Source organism: Pseudobacillus badius (genome assembly GCF_002189605.1).
Taxonomy (GTDB): domain Bacteria; phylum Bacillota; class Bacilli; order Bacillales; family Domibacillaceae; genus Pseudobacillus; species Pseudobacillus badius.
On the sequence record NZ_MWMM01000002.1, the window covers coordinates 49,940 to 65,575 of the forward strand.

Below are 15,636 nucleotides of genomic sequence, written 5' to 3' on the forward strand. Positions count from 1 at the left end.
TCACTCATCTCCTAACTGCTGGTTTGCCTTGGATAAAATGGAGGTATATTCTTGTAATTGCCTAGTAGACAAATCAACATCTTGCTGCATAATTTCTTTTAGCCGCTGGTCCGTCACTAACGCTTTCATGGTTTTGGACTTGGTTAAACAAACTGTTTTAAAAGCAGCCATTTCCTGCACTTCAAGAACTTCATGTAAGGCATAGTTCATTTTTCCAGCCTCCTTTCTCAAGGTTTCAGCACAACTTTTATACAGTTATCTGTCTTGGCATCAAAGATCTCATAGCCGCGCTTCGCTTCACTGAGCGGCAGCACATGGCTTACAACATCTCCCGGGTCAATTTTTCCCGTTGAAACTAATTCGAACATATAGGGCATGTAATGGATAACGGGTGCTTGTCCAGAGCGGATATTAATGTTGCGGTTCATAATATCCCCCATCGGGAAGCCGTTATATCTTCCGCCGTAAAAACCGGTAACTTGGATTGTTCCGCCCTTTCGAACTGCCTGTGAAGCCATGATAAACGCACTAAATGCCCCGCCTTGAAGTTTCATTCCACTAGCAAGGAATTCCAGGTCAGTCATTTTCCCATCCATACCGACAGCATCAATCACAACATCGGCTCCGCCTTTAGTGATTTCTTTCAAATAATTCCCTGTATTTTCATGATCCTCAAAATTAACAATCTCTACCTTATTTGTGCGCTTGGCATGCTGCAAACGATAATGGACGTAATCAACGGCAATTACACGTTTTGCCCCTTTTAACCAACAAAACTTTTGGGCAAATAAACCGACTGGGCCGCAGCCAAAAACAATAACGGTATCTCCCTCCTTGACGCCCGCGTTATCAACGCTCCAAAAACCAGTAGTCATAGCATCAGCAATGACACTTAACTTTTCATCGGGTTCTTCGCAGGTGTCCGGAATTTTGAAATGAGTAAAATTCGCAAACGGGACCCGCAAATATTCCGCTTGTCCGCCTGGATAACCGCCAGTTGTACCGGAATAACCAAAATAAGCTCCCATATCCGCCTGATCATTTGAATGATCACATTGACTTTCCAAATGATTCTTACAGTAAAAACATTCTCCACAAGCAATGTTAAAAGGAATAATCACCCGGTCTCCCTTTTTCAGCTTATGCACCTCCGCCCCAACCTCTTCAACGATTCCCATCGGCTCATGGCCAATCACATAATTCTCTTGCAGATTAGGAACCATGCCATGAAGCAAATGCAAATCAGAACCGCAGATAGCTGTACTGGTTACTTTAATAATCATGTCATCGGGCTTTTGGATCTTCGGGTCTTCCACTTCTTTCACTTCCACCTGTTTAATGCCTTGGTACGTCACTGCCTTCATGCTATACAGCCTCCAGTATTAGTGTTCATCAGGTGTCCGGTCAAACATCCCTTTTCTGTTGGTTTCAGCCGGGAATAGATTCATTTTTCCAACCATTATCGTATTATTGGCTGAGAGCTGGTCGAGTTGGTACTGTTCAGTTAGTTCGCAAGGGTGAAACCATTTTTTATCTATCATGAGTTCTGTAATTTGCTGGTGCAAAGAAACGCCTTCCATTAACTGCTTGCGCAAGAGGGCCCTTACATCAGGAGACGCCGTTTCAGTCAATGCGGCTGCTATGTTTCGAACACCTTCTTTGGCACGAAGCAAAAAATCCACTGCAAATGTCATGTCTGCCATCTCAGGTACATGCAAGGAGTTGACCGGATCTAAGTAGTCATGGTTCAATGAATGGTTCCTTCCTTTCCATCAATTATTGGTGTTGGGCGGTTTTGGGGGACAGGAGCTTGGAAATATGCCCGTTCATAGATAGACTGCAATTCGGCAAGTGCTTGTATAGAGTGTTCAACATCTTGCTGCATAAGCCTCTTGAGATCCTGGTCAAAAACCAGCCCTTGCATTAATTTTGACTTTGCCAGACAAAGGGTTTTGAAATTAATCACTTCATGCAAATCTAAAGACTCATGGACAGCTAACTTCTGTTTATTCATTTTGGCGACCCTCCTGTTTTGACGTTATACATTGGTATTATTCCAATCGCATGATAAATCATTCTTTAAACGGCATGCAATCTGAGAGGGAATCTAACTCAGAAAGGAAATGCTAATAAATAGATCAAGCTTTAGCAAAAATAGGTTGAATTCGCTGTCTGTTCTGTTATCTATTCCTGCTTAAAGAACAGAAAACTCCCGCTGAACACATAAAGCATTCAGCAGGAGTTCTGTTTTGATTGGCGTTGTGCCTTATAGAATCCGTTAGCCGTCTATGTTATTTCGGGATTGTCTCTTTATATTCACATACTTCAGATCAAAAAGCCGTTAACAGTTACAGAGTTTGACCCGTATCCATCCCAGCCGAGCTCTTTCTCTTCACCTGCTTTAAAGCGGCTACGATCAGAAAGCTGACAATTACTAATAAGAGCCAGGAACTCACCTTTCCTAAATGAACGAGACTCCATGCATCGGTTTGGTTTGGATACTTCCAAGCTCCAAAGAAGGTGGCGATATTTTCGGCTATCCATATAAAAAAACCAATGAGCGCAAATGAAAGGACGAGCGGCATGCGATAACGAGTGCCATTCACCTCATATAGGACCCAGGATTGCCAAAATACGATAACTACCAGTCCGGATAACCACCAACGAACGTCCATCCAGTAATGATGCACGAAAAAATTTAAATATATTGCAGCGGCAAGAGGAACAACTTTCCAAAGCGGCGGCCATTTAACAAGTTCAATCCCCAGTCTCCTCCAAGCCTGACAAAGATAGCTCGCTACGCTTGCGTACATGAACCCGCTGTATAAAGGCACTCCAAAAATTTTGAAATATCCTTCCTCTGGATAAGACCAGGAACCCATATGTACCTTGAAAATTTCAAGAGCAAGTCCAATCAGGTGGAACAATGTGATGACCTTTAATTCATCCCGCGTTTCAAGCCCAGCACGCACCATTCCCCACTGCATCAGCAAACAGATAATGAGGAGCCAGTCATACCGCGGCAGGAAGGGAAGCGGCACGATTTGTGTAAAAGCCAAAGAGGCAAAAATAACAACCGGAAACAAGCATGACAAAGCCTGCTCCCAACCAAAATAAACGAGCTGCTTTACTGCTCTCATAAATTGAGCCTCCAAAGTTTCTTATAAATTTAACTCATCAAATGCCAGAAAAAGAAATCTTTCTTTCCATATGAAAACTATTCCTCTTCCTCGCTTCGATATTCCAGAATGTCCCCCGGCTGGCATTCTAACGCTTTGCAAATTGCCTCTAAAGTTGAAAATCTAATGGCTTTTGCTTTTCCATTTTTCAATATAGAAAGATTCGCCATTGTGATTCCCACTCTTTCCGAAAGTTCCGTTACACTCATTTTCCTTTTAGCTAGCATCACATCAATGTTAATTACGATTGCCATGTTTTCCACCTCAGACCGTTAAATCATTTTCTGATTTTATATGAATAGCTTCTTGTAACAGTCTTTGGAGAACAGCCGCAAAGACGGCGATGACCGTTGAGGCAAAAATAATGACCAGTCCAAGAATAAGGAGACCCGGCGCATCATCTGCCTCCGCCACGAGATATAAGAGCGGCATACCTGATACATATAAAACACTGATGACAATTGCACAATATTTTATATTCTTTAACGACCTTACAGACAATTCTGAGAAAGCTTCGTTTCTGTCAATAAAGCTCAAAAGCCTGAATGCCTGATACAGTGCAGCAAAAAACGCTGCGGCTGTTACATACATGCCTGTTAAAGCGGGATACTGCAAATAAGCCAGCTTCGGAATATGTTCCACTGCTTCATTGACGATCCAAGGCAGCCAAAATATGCACAAGGCAAAAACTGGTGTTCCAATCAGAAAAACAGCCAGCTTCAAAAAAAGTGTTGAACCACTTTTCATAAGAAGCACCTCACTTATTTAGTGTAAACTTGATTTTAGCTTATTATTTATCGTTTAACAATAAATAATTATCGAATTTTACCATAATTTTATTGTTATATCCCTTCACTTCATTCAAACACTTAGACATATGGTCAACTCTTCATTGCAATTCAGCCAAAAAACTGATATTATGAAGTCTAATTAAATATTTACTTATTTCAATCTTTTTTTGAAGTAAGGATAGAGGCGCAAAGACCATGAGTACGCAATGTGAGGAGAATGAGATCCGATGAGGATTGTGAAAAGGGGAATTTGCCGAAGCCAAAAGAATCTCATTTTTCTTGAAGCTGGTTCTGTTATTGAATAAATACAGAACTGTCATATAGGAAACTATATGGAGGGCTATCTTACGCACAGAAATAATTTTTCTACATAATTGTTTCTACTGCAGCAACGAAGCCTCGTTGCTGCTTTTTTGCGTGAATACTGAAGCGCCCTTCTCCCTCTATTGCATAAAAAAAATAAAGGACGTGGAGAAGCAATGAACTTTGGACAAATTTTAACTGCAATGGTGACCCCATTTACTCAAAATGGGGAGGTTGATTTTCATGCCGCCAAAAATTTAATCAATCATTTAATTGATAATGGAACAGACGGTTTAGTGGTAGCCGGAACAACCGGTGAATCCCCTACGCTAACGACAGAAGAAAAAGCTGAGTTATTCCAATTTGTGGTTGAGGTTGTAAACGGGAGAGTGCCTGTCATTGCAGGTACCGGCTCCAATAATACAAGAGCCTCTATTCACTTAACGAACCTTGCAGAAAGAGCAGGAGTCGATGGAATTATGCTTGTTGTTCCCTACTATAACAAGCCATCTCAAGAAGGACTATATCAACATTTTAAGGCGGTGGCAGAATCCACGCCATTACCGGTTATGCTGTACAACATACCAGGACGAAGCGTTGCCAATATGTCTGTTGAGACGGTCGTTCGCCTGTCAAGCATTCCAAATATCGTCTCCATTAAAGATGCCAGCGGCAATTTAGAGGCCATGACCGAAATTATCAGCCAAACACCTGAAGATTTTTCTTTGTACAGCGGCGATGATGGCTTGACCTTGCCAGTATTATCAATTGGCGGCACTGGGGTCGTCTCAGTTGCTTCGCATATTATTGGGAATGAAATGCAGATGATGATTGAAAACTTTAAGAATGGGAAGCTCCAAGAAGCTGCTCTGGCCCACCGCAGCCTCCTTCCTATCATCAAAGCGGTATTTTCTGCACCAAGTCCATCACCTGTAAAAGCAGCATTGAATTTAAACGGAGTCCCTGTCGGCGGTGTTCGCTTGCCGATGGTTCCTCTAAATGACCAAGAACAACAAGCCCTGCAGCAAACACTGCAATTGCTGAATACAGAAGAAAAGGTTTTTTCTTAAAAAGCTTTTCTGATGATTTGTTCATGAGCCGAGCCTTGGACTGACTTGGTCAAAGGAAACCTGTTTATGGAAAAAGGAGCTGACCCCTATGCCTTCCGCATAAAAGTCAGCTCCTTTCTTATTTCACACCAACACCGGCCTTTGTCCGCCGCCTCTTGAGCATAGTAGCTCCTCGTACAGTAACAAGCATAAAAAGAACACAAACGAGGGATATCTCATTTGTGTTTTCTTTCTATTTACTGCTCCAAGCATCGTTTGAGTTCATATCCACCAAACGGCTGCCCTCGAAAATATCTGTCAAAACGATCCCTTCTGTTTTCTCCTCTACCTCTGCAAATCCGGATAGAGCTTGATCATTGCATCTGAAATCATATCCGCCATTTCCCTGGCTTGCTTTTCGATTTCATCATATACAGCAATATCCTTCTGGTAGTCTTTATTGATCATATACAAAGCTTCTTGCTTCGTTAAGTTTAAATGTTGATAGAACATTTCCCTCACTTTTTCTTTTGGCAGAAATTTGTTCACACTATTAAGGAAAAGGGCAATCTGATCTGCATTGGCATACCATTTTCGTTCGGCTGCCTCAGCCGCCTGTGTGTTGCCGGCTAAAGCTGCCTTGACCAGATCTGCTGCCACCAGAAGATGTTCCTTAATCAAGGCTGCATATGTCTTAGCGGCAGGCTCTCCATAAATCGGCCGGAACATTTCACCCATGTCACCAGCATTTTTCAAAAGACGAGCGATCACAAAGTTAACATCCGGAAGATTAAACGTCAGGCTGATGATGGCCATTCTCGTCCAGGCAACATGCTCCTCCCAAAGGCTACGCTCATTTCTCATCAATTCAACTTCTCTTTGCGTCACACATTCCTTTCGCCGGCTATTTTGATTAAGGACTAATGGCGAGCTGCCCATTTGCCGGCCCGAATAAGCATGTTCTGGCGCGATATAAAAGTAATTGGGAACCGTGTAAGCTGGTATCATATAAGCAGATTCTCTATTTACAAAATAGTGCATGCCCTTCTCCCTCCCTGTATTTACGAAAAAGCCCGGCTTTGTCAATACTAGTGTATTCATTTTTAAAAGCCGCGTGCTTGCCTCTATTCGAGGGAGTGTAAACCATTTATTTCTTAACAAGCCTTATTTACCTGCTTGAAATCCAACATACAGCTTTCTTGAAGTTGCCCTTGTGTCTGAATAACATAGCCGGCATACATCTTTTTTTAGCATAGCGGAGTTCCGGCGCGCATCCATCGCTGCTCCATCTTTATACTTCTTCTTTTTTCTCCTTTTTTCTTCTGTTTCCGTACAAAATAAACAAGAGAATAAACCATAAAGGAGTGAGCAATAAGGATGGACGCGTCTCTTCAGAAACCAGCATAATCACAAGAACCGCAGCAAAGAGCGTCAGAACAGCATAATTAACAAACGGTGTGAATGGCGCTTTGAATGTTGACTTTGCCTGTAATTGCGGACGGGTTTTCTTATATTTTAAATGGCAAATAAGAATAATGCTCCACACCCAAATAAAGCAAAGAGCGCTAATAGTCGTCACGATCCCAAAGGCTTGTTCCGGTATAAGTTTACTCAAGAGAGCCCCCGCTGATATGACGAGCGTCGATACGAACAACGCGTTGCGCGGTACGTGATTTTTGTTCAGCTTTGCAAAACCGGCTGGCCCCTGATCGCTGTTGCTTAAATTATATAAAATCCGGCTAGTTGAAAACATGCCGCTGTTACAAGCGGAAGCGGCTGAAGTTAATACGACAAAATTAATAATTCCTGCAGCAATCGGAATTCCGATTAAACTAAATGTTTTTACAAACGGACTTTCTGCTGCATTTAGTTCTGTCCATGGGTTGATGCACAAAAGAACAATTAAGGCACCAACGTAGAAAAATAAAATTCTTAAAGGAATTTTATTAATGGCTGAAGGGATGTTTTTTTGCGGGTTCGATGTTTCTGCTGCCGACACACCTACCAGCTCCACACCGACGTAGGCAAATACGACCATTTGAAAGGAAAGCAAGAAGCCTGAAATCCCATTTGGAAACAACCCTCCATGCTCCCAAAGATTCTGAATCGTAACCGCTCCTGAATCTGTCTTAAATCCCGCCATCAGCAAAATGACTCCAATGGCAATTAACGCGAGAATAGTAATAACCTTTATTAAAGCAAACCAAAACTCCAATTCTCCGAAAAGCTTGACCGTCAACAGATTAAGCCCTAATAAAATGAGCAAGCAAATCACGGCAGGAATCCATTGCGGAATATGGAACCAATATTGTACATATACACCAACGGCAATCACGTCAGCCATAGCGGTCATAATCCAACAAAACCAGTAGGTCCACCCTGTTACAAATGATGCCCATGGTCCAAGGTAATCCTCGGCAATGTCTGTTAAGGATTGATAGCCTGCATTCGATAGCAGGAGTTCCCCTAGTGCCCTCATAACAAAGAAAAGAGCCATACCCATAATTAAATAAGCAAAGATGATAGAGGGACCAGCCATTTGTATCGCTTTGCCGGATCCTAAAAATAATCCTGTACCGATCGTGCCGCCAATGGCAATGAGTTGAACATGCCGATTGGATAGATCCCTCTTTAATTCTTGTTGTGCCACCTGTAACTCCTCCTTGAAGTCTGCGAACCAATGAATGTGAAATAATGAGCAATAAATCAAGACCCATAAAAAAAAGAGATTGGAGGACATCCAATCTCATGGTCATAAGTATAACAAATAATATTTGCCCTACTAACTATTGTCAGCACAACAAATAAATATTCCAATACTCTTCTGTCCTTTTGCCTGAGATTGTGAACCCTTCGGCGCCGCGGAATTTCCGCGGTCTCTCCAGAAGCTGCTCCTGCTATAGTGTGATCCATAGCAATTATAGCTCGCTGTATATTAAATTTTTTGATACCCATAATTATTTTTGAATAATTTTTAATTTTAATAGTACTAGCAGTTAAAGGTTTTGTCAATAACTAAAAAACCGTCTATTGATTGAATCTCCTGCAAATAAAATAGGAACTGCCCAAATAATCGTATAGGCCTTTTTAAATCGTTCATTTTAGGTCTATTGTCATTAAGTGTCGAATAATAAATATAGAATTTTGAGTTTATATATTAGATAATATAGGAAAATACCTATACTTTTTACATATACCAATATGATTTCACCGGTATTTTTACCCAAATCTTTTTTCATTGTTTATAAGGCTAAAAAAATCACTTAAAGGAGCTGATTGATCGTGAAACGTATTACTGCAATTGTGCTATCCTCATCTTTACTGTTAGGAGTTTCAGCTGTCTCCCCTTCGTCCGCTGATGCAGCTGCAAAGGCTTATAAAAACTGTACGGAGTTAAACAAGACCTATAAAGGCGGCGTAGCAAAAGACGCTAAGGTACAAAATAAAGGCGGCAAAACTAAATTTGCTCCAACTGTCTCAGCAGAGCTTTACAAAGCCAATTCGAAGCTTGATAGAGACAAAGACGGCATTGCTTGCGAGAAGTAAGCAGGCTTCCAATTTATCCATTTAAAAAGGGACAATTTTTGTCCCTTTTTAAATGGTCGTTTCTCTAGTTTAAATATTTGCATCTAGAGTAGAAATGCAAATTATGATGCATCCCGCTAGCAGTTTCGTTAAAAATATATTCCCAAAAGCTATTTTGCCTCCACTGCGGCTATACTGACAAAAGGTGTTTTCGATTGAAAATGATGGAAAGCAATGCATCCTGCAACGACTAGACAGCCGCCTATACTTTGTATGACGGAAAGTTGTTCTCCCAAAAATAAAAAGGATAAAATCACTGTAAATATCGGATTAAAATTTAAGAAAACACCCGCTGCTGTAGCACCTAATTTCTGGGTGCAACTATTCCAGAGCACCATACAAATTACGGTAGATACAACACCTGTATATAGAATAGACACAATAAAAGACTGATCTATGCTGGATATAGCAAAATCAAACACATTAAACGGCAGCAGGATCAGCAGCCCGAAAACCCCCGAATACAGAGTAGCCATCAGCGATGAGGTCTCCTTCATTGCCCACCTGCTGAGAATAGAATACAAGCCCCATACACTGATCGCCCCTATCATCCACAAATCCCCCGCATTAAACTGCAGCGAAAAGATTAGGCTGATATTTCCGTTAGAAAGGACAAGAAGGACACCAAAAAGCGAAAGAATCATTGAGGAAACTTGAAGTGCATTCATTCTTTCTTTCAGAAAAATAAAGGAACAAACAGCAATCGCAATCGGAATTAATGTAGAAATTAAAGCAACGTTATTGGAAGCAGTTCGCTCTAGTGCTAAAAATTGAAAAATATTAAATAGGACCACTCCTGTGATTCCCATTAAAACCAAGGGCAAAATAGCCTTGCGCGGAGGGAGGATTCTTCTTTCTGTTCGCCACACCATCGGTAAAAGCAAAACAATAGCAATCAACCATCTTAAGCTCGTCAAGGTTAACGGTGAAGCATGAGAAACTAGTGATTTGCTTACTACAAAATTCCCGCCCCATAGAAAGCTTGTTAAAAGCATTAAAAAAACATAAAAACCTTTTCTATCTTTCATGTCTCATAGAACTCCTTTGTTAAACACTTTTATGCTAAATACAAGTAATGTTATAATAATGTTAACACCTTGAACTCATTTGCAAAATAAAAAAACTATTGATACAAATAATTTAAAACAATGTAAGGTCATGAACGATATTTACAAAATAATGTTCATTCCGAGGGAAAAATAAGGGCATTTTTTTGAATAAACAAAAGGGGCCGATAACATGCCATTTTACGAGCAAAAAGCTTTAGATGATATTGACCTTCAACTATTAGATATCCTTCAAAGAAACGCCAGTTTAAGCAATGCTGAAATAGCCAGGCGCATTCGTCTTTCACCGCCAGCCACACATATGCGAATCAAGCGGCTGGAGAATGAAGGGTTTATCGATGCACAGGTTGCAATATTAAATCAAGAAAAGCTGAATTTTGATCTGCTTTGCTACATCTTAATCAGTACGAATCTGCATCAGGAAAAGCAATTAGAGGACTTAGAACATGCCTTAAAATCCATGCCGGAAATACTGGAATGCCATTGCTTAACAGGGGAACATGACTATCTTTTAAAAGCGGCTATCAGAGATAGAAAGGAATTAGACGTTTTCATCAGAAGGTTAAATAAGCTGGGGATATCTAGAATCCAAACAAATTTATCATTAAGGGAAATCAAGTATTCTACTGTTTTGCCCATCCTGCCAGCTCAGGGAACAACTAAAAAAGAAGGTGAATAGTTCATCTTCCAGCCTGTAGACAAACTCAATGAAAATTGAATTGTATCTACAGGCTTTTTAATTTTCTTGTAGATGGGGCTGTTGCTCTCCATTCCAGGACGCTTCGCTTTCCGCGGGGCGGGCGGTGAGCCTCCTCAGCGCCAAAGCGCCTGCGGGGTCTCCCCTGTCCCGCTAATCCCGCTGGAGTCTGCGCGCCTTCCATTTCAATCAAGAAAGGCTATAGAAGCAGGACAGCCGTACAAAACGATTGAGGTGAGGAAGAAGCGTTCGAAACACCATCCCATCCAACAGGACCAAATAGATCAGATCGCTCTCGACCAGCTTGTACCAGAAAATCATCTGGTTCGTCAAATAGAGGCAGTGATCGACAAACAGGAAGGTGAATAGTTCACCTTCCCGTGCCGTGATCCTTATAAATTAAGTCAGTCCGCAGCAAGAAGCCGGAGCTGACCCGCAAGCTGATGAAACATGACTTTTCGAGTCGGCCCGGCTTTTTCACACTGTTAGTTATTGTTTCAATGGTTTATTATAACCCTTTAACCTTCAGCTCTTTAACAGGCAAGAATTGTTCTCCAGTCTCTAAATAGGTCACGCTTACCTGATCGCCTTCCTGCAAGTAGATCGCAACAGGAGCGTTTTCAGAAGAAACAACATAGCTCTGGCGGTTCTCTAATAAGAAGGAAACAAGCGTAAAGTCGCCGGATTTCTCTTTGTACACCCTTAATACCTTTCCGCTGACTTTCTTCTCTTCGGCTTTCGAGCTGCCGTCAACTGTGCCCCCGCCTCTTTGCAGCGCTGTTTTATATTGCCTTAACGCCTCATTTGGCGTTGTTCCTGATACCGAAATTTCCGGATTAGCAGCAGACACAATAAAGTAATTTTGCAAAAAGCCGTTGCTATCCAGTACGGGTGTTAGCCAGCTGGCTTCCCCATAAAAATTATACAGAATCGGCATTTGCCCTTTCCATTTCTTCTCAATAAATTTCTTTTCGATAATTTGCAGCGCTCCTTGTGAGTCCATATACGACTCTTCCAGGTTCCCTGTGTAATAAGTGGCTTTTCCCGTTCTGGCATTGGTCAGCGAGTACCCCAGCATGGAATCCACCCCTTCTTTTGGGCTTGTAAAATCAGTGAAGTAATACATTTCACCCTTCTCATTAAAAACCGGACTGACGTTGGCCTCTGTTCCTTCATCAGAAGGAAGCTTTACGTCTGACTTGCCGAATTTGCTGTTCCAAAATCCATGAATATAATTTCCGTAATAACTGTTTTGAAGACTCACTGTTTCAGGTGAAATCGCTCCATCAATAAAATCTGGAATCTCAGAGAGCGCATACGCTTTCGTTGCCCCCGTTTTCGGATTAACTGACACTATTCCTTGCGCTTTAAATCCGTTGCGCGCTGAAACAAATTCGCCATATGTCCGGATATAGTGCGGCTTTCCTTGATCATCAACCTCTAATTGCGGCTCCCCGTAGAAAATGCGCTTCGGATACTTCATACGGATGTGGCGCTCAATATTTTTATTAAAGTAAGCAGACGGTGTATAGGCCATATCCGCCTTCACAAACTTGGGGTTTGCCGAGGAATCAGTGGCGCTGATAGTAAAATAACCGGGTACTTTATCTCCATTTAGCCACTTGAAAAAACCCGAAAACTCCACTGGCGCAATATACACATATTCCCCATTGACCTTTTGCACTTGCAGACTTCCAAGCTCGTAATAGCTCGTATTCGGCACCTGTCCAAAGGCTTTCTTCATTTTATTGCGCGCGAATTTTGGCGGAACACTGGCTGGTGTTTCCTTCTCATCGAACGATTTAATCTCTACCTTCTCTGCCATTTTAGCTGTTTCAAACTTTTCATCTGCATTGAATACAAAGGCCGTTAGGAAATAGCCTCCTACTGCTAAACTTACAACAAAGAGACCAGCCTTCACTAGTCGCTCTGTCCCCACCGAAAACACTGCGCCGGCTGCCGACACAATGATCAATAACGGCCAGACCGATGCGACATTATAGTCTAGGTTCGTCAGGTAGTAAAAACCAAACACAGCAGAAACAAGCACAACAGCGGCTCCTATCAGAAACCCCCTAACCGGCTGCTTGCCTTCGGTTTTATTCGGAAAAACAGGTACAAGAATCAGGGCAGATATCAAACCAATAATAAGTGAAAATAAAAAAATGCTCCCCATGATGAGCTCCTTTCAAAAGTTGTCTATTAAACATACGCATGGGAAGGGGAAAATGTTTCAAATATTTGAACGGGCCGTAAATCAGCAATTGTCATTATAGGCAAACAGGCAACATCTATTTTTAAAATCCTCTGCCTCTTGCCCGCGGTTATTCAGCAAAACAGCTGATTGCTCATCCGGTCCTTTTCAAGATCATTCTCTGTGTTATAATGACTTTTGCTAGATATGCAGCTAAGGAGAGTGAACGAAATGAAGCAACACTATAGAAAATGGTTCTCCATTTTCCTATGCATGATTTTAATGATAGTCATGCTGCCAAAATCGTCCTTTGCGAACACTCCTTTCGATGTCCGCGCGAAGGCCGCTATTCTAATTGATGTCAAAACAGGGAAAATTCTATACCACAAAAACGCTGATCAATCCCTCCCTATTGCCAGTATGTCAAAAATGATGACTCAGTACATTGTTCTTGAACAAATAAAAACAGGGAAACTTTCTTGGAATGACGTATATAAAGCCAAAACAATTGACCAGGCTTTATCAACGAAAGCTGGACTAAGCAATATTCCTCTTTATGAAGGAGAGGAATATACATTGAAGGAGCTATACGATTCCATGATGATAGTTTCTGCCAATGCCTCCAGCCGGGCACTCGGGGAAATGGCTGGCAAGACGGATCAGCAGTTCGTTCAAATGATGAATGACACAGCTAAGCAACTGAAGCTAAGCCACTCTCATTTTGTCAACACATCTGGCTTAAACAATCAAGACATTCATCCCTATGAAGTACAAGGGACAAAGCCTAATGACGAAAATCACATGTCCGCCAAGGATCTTGCTCTGCTCGCTTATCATCTGACAAAGGAGTTCCCTAAAGAACTAGCTGTTGAAACAATAAAGAAGAAGGCCTTTTATGTAACTGACAGCCAGGCGATTGAGATGATCAATACGAATGAAATGCTGCCCGGCGGGAAATATTCTTATGAAGGCATTCTCGGGATGAAAACGGGCAGAAATGAAGCAGCAGGCTTTGGTTTCACTGCCCATGCGAAGCGCGGTGACAGAGAACTGATCTCCGTCGTGATCGGCGCCGAAAATAAAGAAGGGAAACCTTCTTCCAAAGCACGGTTCATGGAAACAAAAAAATTGCTTGATTATGGCTTTAAGCAGTGGGAATGCAAACCTGTACAACCGGCTGATTACTTATTAGCAAAAGAACAAAAGCCCGCTGTTAAAGACGGCAAAAAAGAAAAGGTCTCCCTTGATGCAGCTGGCCCATCATGTGTCATGACACCGAAAGCAGCTGATCAAGCCATTAAAGGAAAATTACACCTTAACGAAGAAAGGCTTGTTGCTCCCATTAAAAAAGGCCAAAAATTAGGCACCATGGAGCTCACTGGCCCAAACGAACAATACTTAACCCCCGATTTGAAAAAGCAAGCGACCATTGACCTCATCGCCGGTGAATCTGTTGAAAAAGAAAATTGGGCCATCTTGTTGTGGAAATCGATCTTTTAAACGAACGAAAAAGAATCAATCATAAACTCCCCCGACTAAGGACAAGTTAAAAAGTCCTTATTCAGGGGAGTTTCTATGTCTGTTCACTATCAAACAGTCTATATTCACCCATCCTTTTTCTTTACCCGGCACAGGCTTGTACTTCCTTCATCCAATTTCCGCAAAGCATCGTGGCTCTTCAGAAAAAACAGCCAGCTTGATAGGCACTTAACGTAATGGTCTACATAAACTGCCGTAAAGGAGTGATCAACATGCCATGGCAAAATAAAGTGAGGCGGTTGATTGGTCAGCCCGTAGGAATCTCATTCGCTAACGGTCAAGGAACTTCAGGCATTCTATGCCGTGTAGCCGGCGGAAAAGTGTTTGTCATTGAATATTTGTATAAAACTCAATTCGCGCTAAAACAGTATGATTACCGCCTGATTCAAGATATTAATGAGTTTCCTCCCTGCCAGAACCGCGAACCGCTCTACTAACATAATGTCCCTCTATCATTAAAGAGGGACATACTTGTTTACACTATTCGTTATGTTCAGAGCTCCTTTTGCATCCATGCGGCTTGCCCCATCTTATGTAAAACATGGTATAGTTATACAAACAATGATTGGAGGATTATTGATGGGTGCTTTTATCACACAGCTTGTCTTAATAGGGATAGTATTTATTTCCGGAGCCCTTTCGTTTATCTTATTTATACGGCATATACTAAATCGTTCTGCTGAAAAAACAGACCAATTAGATGAAATAAATAAAAAGCTGGATAAAATCATACTGTTATTAAAGCATAAAAATCAGTAGTCCGGCAGGTGATAGGACAAACAAGATAATCTTCAGGAAGGTGTTGAAATTGACGATACAAACATGCGGAAATTGTCATCTTACGAAAACGAACTCTAACAAATGAAAATAAAGGAGTGGACATATGAATATTAGCAGCAGCCCAGCTGGCCATATAAGTGCCTCTTTTTTCACTCCGCTCTGCTCCTGATTTTAAAATTAAGATTTCCTATTTATTTCATCCAATAGCTTAATCATCGTGTCATTTTGATCTTTAATGGCCTTTAGATGCTTTTCAATTAGGCTGCTGGCGAAAAATACAATTAGTATAAGCGCTATCCCAACGATAGTTCCCATCGTTTCCCTCCTTATTTTTTAAGAGTATTACATAAAAATGTTACAAAAAATTAACAAAAAAGTAAATTAGAAGGTAAATAATTAGAGTGAAAAACCGTTGCTCAGTCTGAAATATGTTAATCAAACCTATCCTGTAA

General features: G+C 41.4%; 19 protein-coding genes and 2 riboswitches. Of the genes, 7 read left to right on the forward strand and 12 right to left on the reverse strand.

Going from position 1 to position 15,636, the window contains the following annotated elements:
• The 7 genes from B1A98_RS03220 to B1A98_RS03250 all read right to left on the reverse strand — a co-directional run bounded on the left by B1A98_RS03220 (position 1) and on the right by B1A98_RS03250 (position 3,926).
• Positions 1-210, reverse strand: a complete 210-nt coding sequence (locus tag B1A98_RS03220; protein WP_063385789.1) for a hypothetical protein — start codon at positions 208-210, stop codon at positions 1-3.
• 17 nt (positions 211-227) lie between these two features.
• Positions 228-1,364 (reverse strand): zinc-dependent alcohol dehydrogenase, encoded by a 1,137-nt coding sequence (locus B1A98_RS03225; RefSeq protein WP_063385788.1) that lies wholly within the window; start codon positions 1,362-1,364, stop codon positions 228-230.
• A gap of 18 nt (positions 1,365-1,382) precedes the next feature.
• On the reverse strand, positions 1,383-1,751 hold the full coding sequence (locus B1A98_RS03230) for a spore coat protein (protein ID WP_063385787.1): 369 nt from the start codon (positions 1,749-1,751) through the stop codon (positions 1,383-1,385).
• The gene (locus B1A98_RS03235; protein ID WP_063385786.1) at positions 1,748-2,014 is read right to left on the reverse strand and encodes a hypothetical protein; all 267 of its coding nucleotides are present in this window, start codon (positions 2,012-2,014) and stop codon (positions 1,748-1,750) included. Before B1A98_RS03235 ends, B1A98_RS03230 begins: the two co-directional genes overlap by 4 nt.
• A 334-nt stretch (positions 2,015-2,348) precedes the next feature.
• Positions 2,349-3,140, reverse strand: coding sequence for a DUF817 domain-containing protein (locus B1A98_RS03240; RefSeq protein ID WP_063385785.1), 792 nt, complete (start codon positions 3,138-3,140; stop codon positions 2,349-2,351).
• 77 nt (positions 3,141-3,217) lie between these two features.
• Entirely contained in the window at positions 3,218-3,433 is a 216-nt protein-coding gene (locus B1A98_RS03245) for a helix-turn-helix domain-containing protein (RefSeq protein WP_063385784.1), read from the reverse strand.
• Positions 3,434-3,443: 10 nt separating this feature from the next.
• On the reverse strand, positions 3,444-3,926 hold the full coding sequence (locus tag B1A98_RS03250) for a DUF2975 domain-containing protein (protein ID WP_063385783.1): 483 nt from the start codon (positions 3,924-3,926) through the stop codon (positions 3,444-3,446).
• A gap of 215 nt (positions 3,927-4,141) precedes the next feature.
• Positions 4,142-4,321, forward strand: a riboswitch (Lysine riboswitch).
• A 128-nt stretch (positions 4,322-4,449) separates the two neighbouring features.
• On the opposite strand from B1A98_RS03250, the gene dapA reads away from it, so the two are divergent.
• Positions 4,450-5,343, forward strand: a complete 894-nt coding sequence (gene dapA, locus B1A98_RS03255) for a 4-hydroxy-tetrahydrodipicolinate synthase (protein ID WP_063385782.1) — start codon at positions 4,450-4,452, stop codon at positions 5,341-5,343.
• A 324-nt stretch (positions 5,344-5,667) separates the two neighbouring features.
• Here the strand turns inward: dapA and B1A98_RS03260 are convergent, their stop codons facing one another.
• Together B1A98_RS03260 and B1A98_RS03265 are read right to left on the reverse strand one after the other, a co-directional pair.
• On the reverse strand, positions 5,668-6,186 hold the full coding sequence (locus B1A98_RS03260) for a hypothetical protein (protein WP_041098113.1): 519 nt from the start codon (positions 6,184-6,186) through the stop codon (positions 5,668-5,670).
• Between the two features lie 427 nt (positions 6,187-6,613).
• A complete protein-coding gene (locus tag B1A98_RS03265) occupies positions 6,614-7,972 on the reverse strand; it encodes an amino acid permease (RefSeq protein WP_063385781.1) in 1,359 nt (452 codons plus the stop codon).
• Between the two features lie 164 nt (positions 7,973-8,136).
• A riboswitch (glycine riboswitch) is annotated at positions 8,137-8,217 on the reverse strand.
• Between the two features lie 387 nt (positions 8,218-8,604).
• Between B1A98_RS03265 and B1A98_RS03270 the strand changes: the two genes are divergently transcribed.
• The gene (locus B1A98_RS03270; protein WP_063385780.1) at positions 8,605-8,868 is read left to right on the forward strand and encodes an excalibur calcium-binding domain-containing protein; all 264 of its coding nucleotides are present in this window, start codon (positions 8,605-8,607) and stop codon (positions 8,866-8,868) included.
• Between the two features lie 149 nt (positions 8,869-9,017).
• On the opposite strand, the gene B1A98_RS03275 is transcribed toward B1A98_RS03270, so the two are convergent.
• Complete coding sequence (locus tag B1A98_RS03275) at positions 9,018-9,935, reverse strand: DMT family transporter (RefSeq protein WP_063385779.1); 918 nt, start codon at positions 9,933-9,935, stop codon at positions 9,018-9,020.
• 211 nt (positions 9,936-10,146) lie between these two features.
• Between B1A98_RS03275 and B1A98_RS03280 the strand changes: the two genes are divergently transcribed.
• Together B1A98_RS03280 and B1A98_RS20325 are read left to right on the forward strand one after the other, a co-directional pair.
• Complete coding sequence (locus B1A98_RS03280) at positions 10,147-10,653, forward strand: Lrp/AsnC family transcriptional regulator (RefSeq protein ID WP_063385778.1); 507 nt, start codon at positions 10,147-10,149, stop codon at positions 10,651-10,653.
• A gap of 81 nt (positions 10,654-10,734) precedes the next feature.
• Positions 10,735-11,040, forward strand: coding sequence for a hypothetical protein (locus tag B1A98_RS20325; RefSeq protein ID WP_063385777.1), 306 nt, complete (start codon positions 10,735-10,737; stop codon positions 11,038-11,040).
• A 139-nt stretch (positions 11,041-11,179) separates the two neighbouring features.
• Here B1A98_RS20325 and B1A98_RS03285 read toward each other — a convergent pair whose 3' ends face one another.
• A complete protein-coding gene (locus B1A98_RS03285; protein WP_063385776.1) occupies positions 11,180-12,847 on the reverse strand; it encodes an MFS transporter in 1,668 nt (555 codons plus the stop codon).
• A 249-nt stretch (positions 12,848-13,096) separates the two neighbouring features.
• Between B1A98_RS03285 and B1A98_RS03290 the strand changes: the two genes are divergently transcribed.
• The 3 genes from B1A98_RS03290 to B1A98_RS20700 all read left to right on the forward strand — a co-directional run bounded on the left by B1A98_RS03290 (position 13,097) and on the right by B1A98_RS20700 (position 15,163).
• Positions 13,097-14,365 carry a D-alanyl-D-alanine carboxypeptidase family protein gene (locus B1A98_RS03290; RefSeq protein ID WP_063385775.1) on the forward strand — a complete coding sequence of 423 codons (1,269 nt, stop codon included), beginning with the start codon at positions 13,097-13,099 and terminating at the stop codon, positions 14,363-14,365.
• Positions 14,366-14,616: 251 nt separating this feature from the next.
• Positions 14,617-14,841: a hypothetical protein gene (locus B1A98_RS03295; RefSeq protein ID WP_041096675.1), complete on the forward strand. Its 225-nt coding sequence runs from the start codon at positions 14,617-14,619 to the stop codon at positions 14,839-14,841.
• Between the two features lie 34 nt (positions 14,842-14,875).
• Positions 14,876-15,163 carry a DUF4083 family protein gene (locus B1A98_RS20700; protein WP_063385774.1) on the forward strand — a complete coding sequence of 96 codons (288 nt, stop codon included), beginning with the start codon at positions 14,876-14,878 and terminating at the stop codon, positions 15,161-15,163.
• A gap of 198 nt (positions 15,164-15,361) precedes the next feature.
• Here B1A98_RS20700 and B1A98_RS20330 read toward each other — a convergent pair whose 3' ends face one another.
• Entirely contained in the window at positions 15,362-15,499 is a 138-nt protein-coding gene (locus B1A98_RS20330) for a hypothetical protein (protein WP_169713103.1), read from the reverse strand.
• Positions 15,500-15,636: the final 137 nt, after the last annotated feature.

Bases quoted from the DNA above. Each gene is read 5' to 3' on its own strand.
- B1A98_RS03220 (WP_063385789.1), bottom strand. From the start codon at position 210: ATGAACTATGCCTTACATGAAGTTCTTGAAGTGCAGGAAATGGCTGCT.
- B1A98_RS03225 (WP_063385788.1), bottom strand. From the start codon at position 1,364: ATGAAGGCAGTGACGTACCAAGGCATTAAACAGGTGGAAGTGAAAGAA.
- B1A98_RS03235 (WP_063385786.1), bottom strand. From the start codon at position 2,014: ATGAATAAACAGAAGTTAGCTGTCCATGAGTCTTTAGATTTGCATGAA.
- B1A98_RS03240 (WP_063385785.1), bottom strand. From the start codon at position 3,140: ATGAGAGCAGTAAAGCAGCTCGTTTATTTTGGTTGGGAGCAGGCTTTG.
- B1A98_RS03245 (WP_063385784.1), bottom strand. From the start codon at position 3,433: ATGGCAATCGTAATTAACATTGATGTGATGCTAGCTAAAAGGAAAATG.
- B1A98_RS03250 (WP_063385783.1), bottom strand. From the start codon at position 3,926: ATGAAAAGTGGTTCAACACTTTTTTTGAAGCTGGCTGTTTTTCTGATT.
- dapA (WP_063385782.1), top strand. From the start codon at position 4,450: ATGAACTTTGGACAAATTTTAACTGCAATGGTGACCCCATTTACTCAA.
- B1A98_RS03260 (WP_041098113.1), bottom strand. From the start codon at position 6,186: ATGAGAAATGAGCGTAGCCTTTGGGAGGAGCATGTTGCCTGGACGAGA.
- B1A98_RS03275 (WP_063385779.1), bottom strand. From the start codon at position 9,935: ATGAAAGATAGAAAAGGTTTTTATGTTTTTTTAATGCTTTTAACAAGC.
- B1A98_RS03280 (WP_063385778.1), top strand. From the start codon at position 10,147: ATGCCATTTTACGAGCAAAAAGCTTTAGATGATATTGACCTTCAACTA.
- B1A98_RS03285 (WP_063385776.1), bottom strand. From the start codon at position 12,847: ATGGGGAGCATTTTTTTATTTTCACTTATTATTGGTTTGATATCTGCC.
- B1A98_RS03290 (WP_063385775.1), top strand. From the start codon at position 13,097: ATGAAGCAACACTATAGAAAATGGTTCTCCATTTTCCTATGCATGATT.
- B1A98_RS03295 (WP_041096675.1), top strand. From the start codon at position 14,617: ATGCCATGGCAAAATAAAGTGAGGCGGTTGATTGGTCAGCCCGTAGGA.
- B1A98_RS20330 (WP_169713103.1), bottom strand. From the start codon at position 15,499: ATGGGAACTATCGTTGGGATAGCGCTTATACTAATTGTATTTTTCGCC.